Source organism: Sphingomonas sp. GW822-FHT03G08 (assembly GCF_058801135.1).
The window spans coordinates 3,694,342-3,707,893 of sequence record NZ_JBXAMZ010000001.1 but is presented as its reverse complement, the minus strand read 5'-3'; the positions used below and the strand labels follow the sequence as shown (position 1 = coordinate 3,707,893).

11 protein-coding genes are annotated in these 13,552 nt (G+C 67.2%); 6 read left to right on the top strand and 5 right to left on the bottom strand.

Translation table 11 applies throughout. The features are described from left to right. Both AC1RJ5_RS17425 and AC1RJ5_RS17420 read left to right on the top strand, forming a co-directional pair. Nucleotides 1-218 (top strand): hypothetical protein (locus AC1RJ5_RS17425; RefSeq protein ID WP_493114598.1); only part of this gene is annotated, 218 nt, incomplete at its 5' end. Between the two features lie 25 nt (nt 219-243). Then, nucleotides 244-1,722, top strand: coding sequence for a lipopolysaccharide biosynthesis protein (locus AC1RJ5_RS17420; protein WP_269572856.1), 1,479 nt, complete (start codon nt 244-246; stop codon nt 1,720-1,722). Here the strand turns inward: AC1RJ5_RS17420 and AC1RJ5_RS17415 are convergent. Further along, on the bottom strand, nt 1,719-2,147 hold the full coding sequence (locus AC1RJ5_RS17415; protein WP_269572857.1) for a CBS domain-containing protein: 429 nt from the start codon (nt 2,145-2,147) through the stop codon (nt 1,719-1,721). The two genes, AC1RJ5_RS17420 and AC1RJ5_RS17415, sit on opposite strands and share 4 nt — an antisense overlap. 64 nt (nt 2,148-2,211) lie before the next feature. Here AC1RJ5_RS17415 and AC1RJ5_RS17410 point away from each other — a divergent pair, with 64 nt between their 5' ends. Then, complete coding sequence (locus tag AC1RJ5_RS17410) at nt 2,212-2,511, top strand: hypothetical protein (RefSeq protein WP_493114596.1); 300 nt, start codon at nt 2,212-2,214, stop codon at nt 2,509-2,511. Between the two features lie 33 nt (nt 2,512-2,544). On the opposite strand, the gene AC1RJ5_RS17405 is transcribed toward AC1RJ5_RS17410, so the two are convergent. The 4 genes from AC1RJ5_RS17405 to hisS form a co-directional block, all read right to left on the bottom strand. Then, nucleotides 2,545-3,300 carry a DUF4167 domain-containing protein gene (locus AC1RJ5_RS17405; protein WP_269572859.1) on the bottom strand — a complete coding sequence of 252 codons (756 nt, stop codon included), beginning with the start codon at nt 3,298-3,300 and terminating at the stop codon, nt 2,545-2,547. 271 nt (nt 3,301-3,571) lie between these two features. After that, the gene (prmC, locus tag AC1RJ5_RS17400; RefSeq protein ID WP_269572860.1) at nt 3,572-4,435 is read right to left on the bottom strand and encodes a peptide chain release factor N(5)-glutamine methyltransferase; all 864 of its coding nucleotides are present in this window, start codon (nt 4,433-4,435) and stop codon (nt 3,572-3,574) included. Nucleotides 4,436-4,888: 453 nt separating this feature from the next. Next, nucleotides 4,889-5,959, bottom strand: coding sequence for a peptide chain release factor 1 (gene prfA, locus AC1RJ5_RS17395; RefSeq protein ID WP_269572861.1), 1,071 nt, complete (start codon nt 5,957-5,959; stop codon nt 4,889-4,891). After that, a complete protein-coding gene (gene hisS / locus AC1RJ5_RS17390; RefSeq protein WP_493114593.1) occupies nt 5,956-7,203 on the bottom strand; it encodes a histidine--tRNA ligase in 1,248 nt (415 codons plus the stop codon). The genes prfA and hisS overlap by 4 nt, the downstream gene beginning before the upstream one ends. 499 nt (nt 7,204-7,702) lie before the next feature. Here hisS and AC1RJ5_RS17385 point away from each other — a divergent pair, with 499 nt between their 5' ends. Genes AC1RJ5_RS17385 through AC1RJ5_RS17375 form a run of 3 tightly spaced genes read left to right on the top strand, consistent with a single transcriptional unit; the run spans nt 7,703 to nt 13,548 of the window. Beyond that, complete coding sequence (locus tag AC1RJ5_RS17385) at nt 7,703-8,905, top strand: efflux RND transporter periplasmic adaptor subunit (RefSeq protein WP_446746018.1); 1,203 nt, start codon at nt 7,703-7,705, stop codon at nt 8,903-8,905. Nucleotides 8,906-8,911: 6 nt separating this feature from the next. Continuing rightward, complete coding sequence (locus AC1RJ5_RS17380; RefSeq protein WP_184164786.1) at nt 8,912-12,112, top strand: efflux RND transporter permease subunit; 3,201 nt, start codon at nt 8,912-8,914, stop codon at nt 12,110-12,112. Next, complete coding sequence (locus AC1RJ5_RS17375) at nt 12,109-13,548, top strand: efflux transporter outer membrane subunit (RefSeq protein WP_493114591.1); 1,440 nt, start codon at nt 12,109-12,111, stop codon at nt 13,546-13,548. The genes AC1RJ5_RS17380 and AC1RJ5_RS17375 overlap by 4 nt, the downstream gene beginning before the upstream one ends. Nucleotides 13,549-13,552: the final 4 nt, after the last annotated feature.

Genomic DNA, 13,552 nt, shown 5'->3' with positions numbered 1-13,552 from the left:
ATTTTGAAGGTCCCAAAACCAACCCCGCATCCCCCAAACCAACCGAATCAACACCCGAATCACAACAGAATCAGGGGCTTCACGCTGCCCAAACAGGCCTTCCGGCGATCGAACATGCGCGATTCATCAATCCGAGCCTCGATTCCCGACTCAAAGGGCTGCGCGGTTGCGTAGCCATGCACGCAAATGCGGCCTTCTCGACGGTTTACGGGGCATAAAGGCGAACGGGCGCATAGCGCGCGTATGAGCGAACCCGTGCTGGCCACTTCCGAAACCCAAGCCACCAGCCTGCGCCAGCAGGTACGCAGCGCCGTCATCTGGCGTTCGGGCACCCAGATCTTCGGGCAGCTGCTCACCTGGGCCTCGACCTTCATCGTCATCCGGCTGCTAGGCCCTTCGGCCTATGGCCTGTTCGCGATGACCCAGGTGATCCTGGTGCTGCTCAACATGCTCAACGGCTACGGCCTCGCCAGTGCATTGATCCAGCGCGAGGATGCCGGGCGCCACGCCCAGCGCCAACTGTTCGGCATGCTGATCCTGCTCAACTTCGCGCTGGGCGGGCTGCAATACCTCGCCGCGCCCGCCGCCGCCGCCTATTATCGCCAGCCGATGGTCGCCGACCTGCTCCGGGTTCAGGCGCTTCTATATATAGCGACGCCGTTCATCGCCCTGCCCCAGGCGCTGCTCTCGCGGGAGATGGACTTCCGCAGGCAGGCGCTGGTCAACTTCGTCTCGGCGCTCGCGGGGGCCATCACCGCGCTGGCGGGTGCACTCGCCGGCATGGGCGTCTGGACGCTGGTCGCCGCGCCGATCGCGCTGTTCGCCACCCGTGCGATCGGCATGACCATCGCCGCACGCTCCTATATGTGGCCGAGCTTCGACTTTCGCGGCGCCGGCGACATCGCCCGTTACGGCGGCGTGATGGCCACCGGCCAGATCTTCTGGTTCGCACAGAGCCAGGCCGATGTGTTCATCGCCGGCCGCCTGTTCGATCCGCACATGCTGGGCATCTATACGACCAGCCTGTTCCTCACCCAGATCTTCGTCTCGAAATTCGTGCCGCCGCTCAACGAAGTCGCCTTCTCCGCCTATGCCCGACTGAAGGACGACAAGGCCGCGGTTGGCGCCGCCTTCACCAAATCGGTCCGGCTGGTGATGCTGGTCGCCATGCCCTTCTATCTCGGTATGGCCGCCACGGCGGAGCCGCTGGTCGCCGTCGCGCTTGGCCCCAAATGGATGGAAGCGGTGCCGGTTGTGCACTGGCTCGCGCTCGCCATGCCGATGATGACGCTGCAGGTGCTGTTCGCCCCGGCCAGCGATGCCTGTGGACGCCCCGGGATCAGCGCGCAGAACTCCATGACCGGCGCGCTCTGCCTGCCGATCGCCTTCCTGATCGGCGTGCATTGGGGGGTGATGGGGCTCGTCGCCGCCTGGTTCGCCGCCTATCCGCTCTATCTCGCGCTCTCGACCTGGCGGACGCTGCCGGTGATCGGCGTAAAATTCGGCACACTGGTCGAGGCGATCGCGCCGTCGGCGCTCGCCGCCGCGGCAATGGCATTGATTGTCACCGGCCTCGACGCCCTGCTCCCTCCGGTGCCCGAACTCCTCCGTCTGGCGCTGCTGGTCGGCGCCGGTGGGCTTGCCTATGCCGCGCTGCTGTTCCTGTTCGCACGGCGGATGCTGGTCGATTCGATCAACCTGGTCCGCAACCGCGGCGCCTAGACCGCCTGGATATAGGCGCGCATCGCATCCGCCTCGGATTCGATCCGTTCGATCCGGTACTTCACCAGGTCGCCGATCGAAATGAAGCCGATACAGGTGCCACCCTCGACCACCGGCAGATGGCGGATGCGCCTGCGCGTCATCAGCGCCAGTGCGGCAAGCACGCCCTCGTCCGGCGAAACGGTGATCGCCGGGGCGGTCATCACTTCACTGACCTTGCGGGTAAGCGCCGCCGCGCCTTCGCGTTCGAGGCAATAGATCACGTCGCGTTCGGAAAAGATGCCGGCCACGGCATTGCCGACCATCACGGGCACGGCGCCGATGCGCTTGCCCGCAAGCAGCGAAACGGCATCGGCTACGGTGCTGTCACCATCGACCGAGACAACGTCACGCCCTTTGCCACCCAGGATTGCCGCGATTGTCATCGCTCGACTCCTCGTTCGGGTTGAGGCGCTTGTGTGTCCCACGAATCGTCCCCAATTGCAAAAGATGGAAGCGCCCCGGGGCCTGGACGATCCGGAATATGCTGCCTTCGCCTGGGGGCGCTATCGCCGCGTCCTGGCACGGATGGCACTGGTTGCCTTCGCGGTGGCGGTGCTTTCGGTGCTGATACTCTGGCACTGGCTGGGCTGGCTGAACTTCACCCTGGCCCTCGCCACCGCACTCGGCGTGTTCTTTACGATCCTGCTCGGCGCCGCGCTGATGGGGCTGATGTTCCTCAGCTCCGGGACCGGGCATGACGCGCAGGTGGAAGACTTGCTGCGCGACCAAATCGAAATCGGCGACTGAGTCCGAGCCCAGCCGCCGATTTTCGTATCACCATCAGACCGTCGCTTCGGCGTCCTTGCGGGCGCGGGTGCGACGCGGCTTCTTGGCGGGCTCTTCCGCGGCCTCGGCCGGGGCCGCATCGCTCACGCCGAGCGCGGGCGGGAGCACCGCGGCGTCGATCGCATGGCTTTCCTCGGCCTGGGCTTCCTCACGGCGCGGGCGGCGCGCACGACGCGGAGCCTGCTCCTCGCGGGGCGCCTGGGCTTCGGCTGCCTCAACAGCTTCGCCTTCACCCTCGGCACCATGGCCATTGGCATAGCCATTGCCGTTGGCGTGACCGTTGCGCTGCTCGCGCTCGCGGCGGGGCTGACGCTCCGACCGCTCCTGGCGACCCTCGCGATCGCCGCGGCCTTCACGCTCGCGGCGCGGCTGCTGCTGGGCACGCTGCTCGGGCTGGTCGTCGCCATCCTCGGCGCGGTTGCCATCGGCCTCGACGTCGAAATCCTCGTCGTCGCTGTCGAAATCATCGCGGTTGCGGCGCTGCTGCTGGTTCTGCTCCTCGAAGCGCGACCGGCTCTCGCTCAGCACGCGGAAATAGTGATCCGCGAACTGGAGATAATATTCGGTGTTGACCCGATCGCCCTGCATCTGGGCGTCGCGCGCCAGATTCTTGTACTTCTCGAGCAGCTGGGCGGCGTTGCCGCGCGCACGGTTGTCGATGCGATTCCCGTTACCCTGGCCGGGGTTGCCACCCTGGCGCTGCTGCTGCCCGCCACGACCACGACGGCGGCCGGCCTGACGATTGTTCATCAAGGTCTGTATGTCCTGTCTTGTTTACGCTGTCCGTCGGTCCAATTCCTGGGTCCCGGATGCAGTTTACAAATGCGCGTCAACGCCTCGGGAGGCGCAACTCGCCTGCCATGGCCACCGGACTGCAGCGGCTATCATGACCTGAATCGGGGCTGTGCGTTCTTCACGGCCCAAGCTTCAACTTCTTGGTTGAAAGTGCCCTACCCCGTGGCTGTCTTAGCCGGTGCAGCACTAATGTCCAAGCAGAAATATGTGTCGTTTTGGCGTCGTTTCAAGTCAGCAGCAGCGCACGCGGCCGCCCACCAAGATCCTTGTACAGCGTCACCGCGAAACCGCACTTCCGGGCAATCGCGGATACGGGTTCGGCCTGAGTCCAGCCGATCTCCAGCACCGCCGCGCCGCCCGGCGCCAGCAGCCGGCGCAGATCGGGGATGATCCGCAGGTAATCGTCGAGCCCTTCCGCACCCGCGAACAAGGCCGAGCCCGGCTCATACCGGCGGACCTGCTCGGGCAGATCCTCCACCGTGCCGATATAGGGGGGATTCGCCAGGACCAGGTCGAATCGCGCCTCCAGCCCCTGCGCCCAGTCGCCGCGCTGGAAGCCGGCGCGATCGGCCAGCCCCAGCGCATCGGCATTGCGCTGGGCATAATCGAGCGCGACTTCCGACGCGTCCACGCCCAGCCCCTGCGCCTCGGGCCATTCGGCCAGCGCCGCCAGCAGCAAGGTGCCCGGCCCGGTGCCAAGATCGAGGATTCGCGCCGGCGACCGTGCGCCGAAATATTCGAGCGCCGCCTCGAGCAGCGTTTCGCTGTCCGGACGCGGGATCAATACCCCCGGCCCCACCGCCAGCTCGATCGTCCAGAAGGCGCGGCTGCCGGTGATATAGGCGACGGGTTCATGTGCCAGACGGCGTTGGAGGAGGGATTCGAACCCTCCGGGGACCGGATCGCCGATATGGCGCAGGATCATCGCTTCCCGGGTCACGCCGAGCGCATGCGCCATCAGCAGCTCGGCATCGAGCCGGGGCGAATCGGAGACGGGCTCGAGCGTGCGGGCGGCTTCGTTGAGGCCGACGCGCACGCTCCTGCCATTTGCCGCCGACGGCGCCTCGGGCCGGGGATCAGGAGCGGGCATCCCGCGCCTCCCGCACAGAGCCGGCAGCCGGAAAATGTTGAATCCCTTGATACGCCACGCGGGTGCGGGAGGGACGCTGGGGCAAGGGATCGATCCGGATTTTCGCGGCGCGGGTCATACCGGGACCGAAGCAGAAGATTTCCAACATTGCCAGAGGGGTGACGCGCCGAGGGCATCCCCCTCGCTCAACAATAGCGTCATCCCCGCGCAGGCGGGGATCCAGAGCCAAGGGGCAATGGCGGTACGGCTCGCCCTGCGATCTCCGGCAAGCGGAGGTCCGATTTCCGCGTTTATCCCGAGCTGCCCTGGATCCCCGCCTGCGCGGGGATGACGGGGTTGGGGACCGGAATGACGATCAAGAAGGTCGCGCCGGAACAGAAAAGGCCGGGCATCGAGCCCGGCCTTTTCTAACCCACCCCCGCCCCTCCCTTGCAGGGAGGGGAGTTGAGAGGATTACCCGTCGAGCTGGGCCAGGCGATCGGCCTCGTCCTGCGCGATCAGCGCGCCGATCAGTTCGTCGAGCTCGCCTTCCATCACTTCGGGGAGGCGATGCAACGTCAGGTTGATGCGGTGATCGGTGACCCGGCCCTGGGGGAAATTGTACGTCCGGATGCGCTCCGAGCGATCGCCCGAGCCGACCATCGAGGCGCGCGCGCCCGAGCGCTCCGAGGCCAGCCGGTCGCGCTCGCGCTCGTACAGGCGAGTGCGCAGCACCTTCATCGCCTTGGCCTTGTTCTTGATCTGCGAGCGCTCGTCCTGCTGGATGACGATCGTGCCAGTGGGCAAATGGGTGATGCGCACCGCCGAATCGGTGGTGTTGACGCCCTGCCCGCCCGGACCCGAGGCCCGGAAGATGTCGATGCGCAGATCCTTGTCGTCGATCTTGATGTCGGCGTCCTCGGCCTCGGGCAGCACCGCCACCGTCGCCGCCGAGGTGTGGATGCGCCCGCCCGCCTCGGTCGCCGGCACGCGCTGGACGCGGTGGACGCCGCTTTCGAACTTCAGCTTGGCGAACACGCCGGTGCCGGTGACGCTGAGCACGACTTCCTTGTAGCCGCCGAACTCCGAATCGGAGGCCGAGATCAGCTCGATCTTCCAGCCCATGCGATCGGCATAGCGCTGGTACATGCGCAGCAGGTCGCCGGCGAAGAGCGCGGCTTCGTCGCCGCCGACGCCGGCGCGGATTTCGAGCATCGCCGGACGGGCATCGGCCGCGTCCTTGGGCAGCAGCGACAGCGCGAGGCCGCGCTCTGCCGCGGCCAGCGCGGCCTCGTTGGCGCGGAGCTCTTCCGCGGCGAGCGCGCGCATTTCCTCATCGGGCTCCTGCGCCATCAGCGCGAGCGATTCGGCATCCGCGCGCAGGCGGCGGACTTCACCGGCGGCGAGCGCCACCGGTTCGATCTCGGCATATTCCTTCGACACCGCGACGAACTTGTCGCCGGAGAGATCGCCGGTCGCCATCTGCGCCTGCAGCTCGTCGCGGCGCGCCTCGATCGCGGCAATCCGGTCGGCGGGAATCTTCATCGCGCGGCGCCGGACACCAGGGTGGCGACGGCATCGGCATCGACGGCATCGCCATCGATCACGCGCTGGGCGATCGAGACTTCGCCGTCGCGAGACTGGAACGAGACGGTCATCGCCGGGCCGGCCTTCATCGCGCGATCATAGCGCTTCTTCGGGCTGCCGCTGGCGAACAGCTCGGCGCTGATACCGTTGTTGCGCAGTGCTGCGAGCAGGCCAATCGCCGCGGCTTCGCTACCGGCAGCCTCGACCACCACGGCCACCTGCATGCGCTCGGCTGCCGGTTCCGGGATCATCATCCCCAGCCGTTCGATACCGGCTGCCCAGCCCACACCCGGGGTCTCGGGACCGCCAAGGCTGCCGACCAAACCGTCATAACGGCCGCCGGCCAGCACGGTGCCCTGCGCGCCGAGCTTGTCGGTGACGAACTCGAAGGCAGTGTGGCGATAATAATCGAGCCCGCGCACAAGGCGCGAATTGCGCGTCCACTTGACCCCGGCGGCATCGAGCCCGTCGGTCACCGCCTTGAAGAAGGCCGCGGCCTCCTCAGTCAGATAGGCGTCGATGTCCGGTGCGCTGTCGGCGATCGGGCGATCGCGCGGATCCTTCGAATCGAGGATGCGCATCGGGTTCTTCTCGAGCCGGACAAGGCTGTCCTCGCTCAGCTGATCCTTGTGCTGCTCGAAATGCGCGACCAGCGCAGTGCGCCAGGCTTCGCGCGTCTCGGCGTCGCCCAGCGTGTTGAGCTGGAGCGTCACATCCTCGATGCCGAGCTCGCGCAGCAACTGGTCCGCGAGGACGAGCAGCTCGACGTCCGCCGAGGGCTCGGCAACGCCCAGCACTTCGGCGTCGAGCTGGTGGAACTGGCGGTAGCGGCCCTTTTGCGGGCGCTCGCGACGGAACACCGCGCCGCTGGTCACCAGCTTCAGCGGGGTGTGCTGCTGCCAGCCATTGGTGATGAAGGCGCGGCAGATGCCGGCAGTGAACTCAGGGCGCATCGTGAACGTGCCGTCCTCGTCCTCGCCGGGCGCGAAGGTATACATCTCCTTGGAGACGACATCGCTGGTCTCACCCATCGAGCGCGAGAATACCGCAGTCGATTCGAGCACCGGCATTTCGGCGCGCTGGAAGCAATAAAGACGACGGATGCGATCGAACGTATCGACGACATGCGCGAACCGGCGCTGATCCTCGCCGAAGATATCCTGGAAGCCGCGGATGCGGGCGGGCGTTTCGATGCGTGCCATATTGGCGCGCGCCAATAGGCCGGTTGCGGGTTTGCCGCAACGGGGGAGACTTTGGGGAGGGGCTTGGCGTAGGCAGCTTAGGCCCCTCCCCTTCCGGAACGATCTTCCAAAGCCGTACTTCCGTCATCCCCGCGAAGGCGGGGATCCATTGGCGCTGCGTACGCTGAGGCTCACATCGTTCAGCCAGAATGGATCCCCGCCTTCGCGGGGATGACGATGCGTTAGATCAGCGGAGGAAGATCAGCGGAGGAAGGCCGGGGTGACGGTGAAGTGCCGCCCTATTCCCAATTGCCCCCATAACCGATCGGAACGCTACGGCATCCCGAGGATTGTTGCGCGCGGTAATCATATCGTGGAAACGTATCCAGCGGCGGGACATAGTTTCGCGTTTCCCGCATATTTCTTGTGTTGCGCCTGCACAGGCCGCTGCCCAAGAGAATTTCCGCATAGAACCGCGCCCCGAGTCGGCGCCTTGATCCGGGTTGAACACTTGCACCGAATCACTGCTGGCGGATCCCGCCTTCCTGCCTTTGCCCTGCTTTCCGCCACGCTGATTCTCGCCTCGTGCGGGAGCGGCAGCCAGTCCGCGCAGAAGAAGGGCGCGGGCGGGCCGCCCCAGGTCGGCTTCGTGGTGGTGCAGCCCGGCGAAGTGCCGGTCGTCGCCGAGCTTACCGGCCGGGTGAACCCCTATCAGGTCTCCGAGGTGCGGCCGCAGGTGGCGGGCATCATCCTCAAGCGCCTGTTCAAGGAAGGTACGATCGTCCGCCAGGGCGAGACGCTCTACCAGATCGATCCGCGCCTCTATGCCGCCAGCGTGGCCGAGGCTTCGGCCAGCCTGCAGAATGCCCGCGCCAATGCCGAGGCGGCGCGGACCAAGGCCGATCGCTACAAGCCCCTGGCCGAGGCCGAGGCGGTCTCGAAGCAGGATTATACCGACGCGCTGGCCGCGTCGCGCCAGGCGAGCGCGCAGATCGCCCAGAGCGGCGCCCAGCTGCAGACCGCGAAGATCAACCTGCACTTCACCCGGGTGCCGGCGCCGATCACCGGCCGCATCGGCCGCTCGCTGTTCACCGAAGGCGCGCTGGTCACCAGCAACCAGGCCGATCCGCTGGCGGTGATCCAGCGGCTCGACCCGATCTTCGTCGACATCCAGCAATCGAGCACCGAGCTGCTCGCGCTGCGCCGCTCGCTCCAGCAGCAGGGCGTGATGCCCGGCAGCGCCAGCGTGCGCGTGAAGCTGGAGGACGGCAGCGAATATGGCCGCACCGGCACTGTCGAATTCTCCGAAGTGATGGTCGACCAGAATACCGGCACGGTCACGCTGCGCGCCCGTTTCGACAATCCCGAGGGCATATTGCTGCCCGGCATGTTCGTCCGCGCGGTGTTCACGCAGGCGGTCGATACCCGCGCCTATCTGGTGCCGCAGCAGGCGGTGTCGCGCGACGCCAAGGGCAGCGCCCAGCTCTGGGTGGTCGGCGCCGACAACAAGGCGGTGCGCCGCGACGTGACCGCCGATCGCACCCAGGGCGCCTTCTGGGTCATCACCAAGGGGCTCAACCCCGGCGACAAGGTGATCACCCAGGGCATCGCCAACCTGAAGCCCAATGCCGATATCCGCCCGGTCCCGGCCGACACGCCGCAGAAGATCGAGACGCCCCGCAAGGGCCAGGCCACCGGCGCCTCCAAGTCGAAGGGCGGCTAAGCCACTATGTCCCGCGTATTCATCGATCGCCCGATCTTCGCCTGGGTGATCGCGATCATCACCATGCTGATGGGCCTGGGCGCGGTCTTCTCGCTGCCGATCGCGCAATATCCGGACATCGCGCCGCCCCAGGTCAATATCCGCGCCACCTATCCGGGCGCGTCGGCCGAGACGGTGCAGAATTCGGTGACGCAGATCATCGAGCAGAACCTGACCGGCATCGACGGGCTGCTCTATTTCAGCTCGTCCTCGACCTCGCGCGGGCAGGTGACGATCAGCGCGACCTTCGACAAGGGCACCGACCCCGACATCGCCCAGGTGCAGGTGCAGAACCAGGTGCAGCAGGCGCTGTCCCGCCTGCCCAACCAGGTGCAGCAGCAGGGCGTGCGCGTCACCAAGTCGAACCCCGACACGCTGCTGCTCGTCGGCGTCTATGACGAGACCGACAAGCGCACCAATCGCGACGTTTCGGACTGGCTCTCGTCCAACCTGCAGGACACGCTTTCGCGCCTGCCGGGCGTGGGCGACGTCAACGTGTTCGGCTCGCCCTATGCGATGCGGATCTGGCTCAACCCCTCGGCGCTGGCCAGCTACAGCCTGATGCCGAGCGACGTGGTGACCGCGATCACCAACCAGAATACCGAGATCGCGGCGGGCGAGATCGGCGGCCAGCCGATGCCGAGCAGCCAGATGCTCAACGCGACGGTGACCGCGCAATCGCGGCTGCAGACGCCCGAGCAGTTCGCCAAGATCATCCTCAAGACCCAGACCAACGGCGCGCATGTGCTGCTGAAGGACGTGGCGCGGATCGAGCTGGGCGCGGAGAACTACAACGCGGTCAGCCGGGTGAACGGCCATCCCGGCTCGGGCATCGCGATCAGCACCGCGCCGGGCGCCGACGCGCTCAAGACCGCCGAGCTGGTCAAGTCGACCGTGGCGGAAGCGGCGAAGGAGTTCCCCGAGGGCTTCAACTACGCCTATGCCAACGATACCACCGAGTTCATCAAGCTCTCGATCCACGAAGTGGTGATGACGCTGATCGAGGCGATCGTCCTGGTCGTCATCGTGATGTTCGTGTTCCTGCAGAGCTGGCGCGCGACCTTGGTGCCGATGATCGCGGTGCCGGTGGTGCTGCTCGGCACCTTCGCGGTGTTCTATGCGCTCGGCTATTCGATCAACACGCTGACCCTGTTCGGGCTGGTGCTGGTGATCGGCCTGCTCGTCGACGACGCGATCGTCGTGGTCGAGAATGTCGAGCGCCTGATGGAGGAGGATCCCGACCTCACCCCGCGCGAGGCGACGATCAAGTCGATGGACCAGATCCAGATCGCGCTGGTCGCGATCGCCCTGGTGCTGTCGGCAGTGTTCCTGCCGATGGCGTTCTTCGGCGGATCGACCGGCGTGATCTACCGCCAGTTCTCCGTGACGATCGTCTCGGCGATGATCCTGTCGGTGCTGGTCGCGCTGATCCTGAGCCCGGCGCTGACCGCCACGGTGCTCAAGCGCAAGAAGGACATGGCCGAGCCGGGCAGCGGCTGGCTGTCGCGCCGGGTGCCGTTCCTCGGCAACGCGTTCCGCACGAGTACCGAGAAGTTCAACCAGGGCTTCGAATGGACGATCGATCGCTACACGCGGACGATCTCCTATGTCGTCGATCGCAAGTGGATCTTCCTGCTGATCTACCTGCTGGTCTGCGCGGTGCTGGTGCTGATGTTCTACCGCCTGCCGACCGGCTTCCTGCCGACCGAGGACCAGGGCGCGGCGAGCGTCCAGTTCCGCCTGCCCGCGGGTGCGACGCAGAGCCGCACCCAGGAAGTGCAGCTGGCGATCGAGAAATACCTGACCCAGCAGGAAGGCAAGAACGTCAAGACCACCTTCACCGTGACCGGCGGCGGCGGCGGCGGCGGCGCGAGCGGCCAGAATACCGGCCAGGGCTTCGTGAACTTCGTCCCCTGGGACGATCGCCCGGGCAAGGACAATGCGGCGGACGCGATCGTCCAGCGCGCGGCGGGCGCCTTCCGCAACTTCCGCGACGCGCAGGTCTTCGCGCTGGTGCCGCCGGCGATCCGCGGGCTCGGCCAGTCGAACGGCTTCACGCTCGAGCTGCAGAATTCGAGCGGCATGTCGCGCGAGGACTTCGTCGCGGCGCGCGACAAGCTGCTTGCCGCGGCCAATGCAGATCCGGACCTGCAGGCGGTGCGCCTGTCGGACCTGCCCGACGTGTCGACGCTCAACATCCAGATCGACCAGGAGAAGCTGGCGGCGCTCGGGCTGACCCAGGCCGACGTCAACAACACGCTGTCGACCGCCTGGGGCGGGCGCTACGTCAACGACTTCATCGACCGCGGCCGCGTGAAGCGCGTCTATGTCCAGGGCGACGCGCCCTATCGCGCCGATCCGCAGAACCTGAGCGAATGGTTCGTGCGCGGCAGCAACGGGCAGATGGCGCCCTTCTCCGCCTTCGCGACGATCGGCTGGGCGACCGCGCCGACCACCGTCTCGCGCTTCCAGGGCATCTCGTCCTTCGAGTTCCAGGGCCAGCCGGCCCCGGGCAAGAGCTCGGGCGACGCGATGAACCGGATGGAGCAGCTCGCCTCGCAGATCCCGGGGACCAGCGTCGCCTGGGCGGGCCTCTCCTACCAGGAGCGGCTGGCGGGCGGGCAGGCGCCGCTGCTGTACGGCGTGTCGCTGCTGATCGTGTTCCTGTGCCTGGCGGCGCTCTACGAGAGCTGGTCGATCCCGGTCGCCGCGATGCTCGTGGTGCCGCTCGGCCTGATCGGCGCGGTGTTCGCGGTGAGCCTGCGGGGCCTGCAGAACGACGTGTACCTGCAGATCGGCCTGCTCACGACGATGGGCCTGGCGGTGAAGAACGCGATCCTGATGATCGAGTTCGCCGAGCGCGCCGAGAAGGAAGGCAAGCGCGTGATCGAGGCGGCGCTCGAGGCGGCACGCATCCGCTTCCGCCCGATCGTGATGACCAGCCTGGCCTTCATGTTCGGCGTGCTGCCGCTGGCGATCTCGACCGGCGCCGGCGCCAATAGCCGCATCGCGATCGGCACCGCGGTGATCGGCGGCATGCTGACCGCGCTGGTGCTGGCGATCTTCTACATCCCGCTGTTCTTCGTGCTCGTCCGCCGCGGCGTGCGCGATTCGCTCAAGGCCGTGCGCGGGCGAATGGGCCGCAACAAGCCGGAGGCGCAGGCATGAAGCGCATCGTCCTCACCCTGATGCTGGGCAGCGCGCTGGCCGGCTGCTCGATGGACCCCAAGCTCGAGACCCCGGCCGCGCCGGTGCCGCCAGGCTGGCCGGTGGGCGACGCCTATCTGAAGGCCAACGAGGCCGCGCTGCCGACGGTGACCTACCAGGAGATCTTCCGCGATCCGCGCCTGCAGAAGCTGATCGAGACGGCGCTGGCCAATAATCGCGACCTGCGCATCGCCGCGGCCAACATCACCGCCGCCCGCGCGCAGTATCGCATCCAGCGCGCCGACCGGATCCCGGGTCTAGACGCGGGGGCCGGCGCCACCGTCTCCAAGGCCGATGGCAGCGATCGCCAGACCAGCTTCACCGGCAGCGTGAGCATCCCGGCATTCGAGCTGGACCTGTTCGGCCGCGTCGCCTCGCTCACCCGCGCAGAGCAGAATCGCTGGTTCGCGACCGAAGCGGCGGCGCGCGCCACGCGGCTGACCCTGATCGGCGACATCGCCTCCGCCTGGCTCAATCACGCCGCGGACGCGAGCCTGCTCAAGATCGCGCAGGACACGGCGGCAAATGCCGAGCGCTCGGTCAAGCTTACCGACATGCGGCTGAAGGGCGGCATCGCCCCGCGCACCGACCTGGCCCAGGCCCAGCAGACGCTGGCCAGCGCCCAGTCCGACGTCGCATCGCAGACCACCGCGCTGGCACAGGACGTCAACGCGCTGCGGCTGCTCGTCGGCGCCGAGATCGACCCCGCCCTGCTCTCCTCGGCGATCGAGGAAGCCGCGCCGACGGTGGCCGAGCTGCCCGCCGGCGTCGATTCGGGCGTGCTGCTCCGCCGCCCGGACGTGGTGCAGGCCGAGTACACGCTGCGCGCCTCCAATGCCGAGATCGGCGCCGCCCGCGCCGCTTTGTTCCCGCGCATCTCGCTCACCGGACTGCTCGGCCTTGCCAGCAACGCGCTGACCGGGCTGTTCTCAGGCGACGGCTTCCACTGGTCGGGCGGCGCGAGCGGCAGCTATTCGATCTTCAACGCCGGCGCCGGGCGCGCGGGCGTGCAGGCGAGCCAGGCGCAGCGTGACGCTGCGCTCGCCACCTATGAGAAGTCGATCCAGACCGCCTTCCGCGAAGTCGCCGATGCGCTGGCCCGGCGCGGTACGATCGCCGACCAGCTCAAGGCAGACACCGCGAACCTGACGGCGGCGCAGGACAGCTATCGCCTGTCCGAAGCGCGCTATCGCGGCGGCATCGACAATTTCCTGGCGAACCTGGTCGCGCAGCGTTCCTACTACACCGCGCAGCGCGGACTGGTGAACACGCGGCTGGTGGAAGCGACCAACCTGGTGACGCTGTATCGCACGCTGGGCGGGGATTCGCTGCTGACGGTGACGGCGAACGGGCCGGAGGTGGCTGCGCCTGCGCCAGTATCCGCGCCGGCCCCTTAAAGCA

Coding starts and splice junctions, on each gene's coding strand:
- AC1RJ5_RS17410 (WP_493114596.1), top strand. CDS start 2,212: ATGGAAGCGCCCCGGGGCCTGGACGATCCGGAATATGCTGCCTTCGCC.
- prmC (WP_269572860.1), bottom strand. CDS start 4,435: ATGCCCGCTCCTGATCCCCGGCCCGAGGCGCCGTCGGCGGCAAATGGC.
- AC1RJ5_RS17420 (WP_269572856.1), top strand. CDS start 244: ATGAGCGAACCCGTGCTGGCCACTTCCGAAACCCAAGCCACCAGCCTG.
- AC1RJ5_RS17375 (WP_493114591.1), top strand. CDS start 12,109: ATGAAGCGCATCGTCCTCACCCTGATGCTGGGCAGCGCGCTGGCCGGC.
- AC1RJ5_RS17405 (WP_269572859.1), bottom strand. CDS start 3,300: ATGAACAATCGTCAGGCCGGCCGCCGTCGTGGTCGTGGCGGGCAGCAG.
- hisS (WP_493114593.1), bottom strand. CDS start 7,203: ATGGCACGCATCGAAACGCCCGCCCGCATCCGCGGCTTCCAGGATATC.
- AC1RJ5_RS17380 (WP_184164786.1), top strand. CDS start 8,912: ATGTCCCGCGTATTCATCGATCGCCCGATCTTCGCCTGGGTGATCGCG.
- prfA (WP_269572861.1), bottom strand. CDS start 5,959: ATGAAGATTCCCGCCGACCGGATTGCCGCGATCGAGGCGCGCCGCGAC.
- AC1RJ5_RS17415 (WP_269572857.1), bottom strand. CDS start 2,147: ATGACAATCGCGGCAATCCTGGGTGGCAAAGGGCGTGACGTTGTCTCG.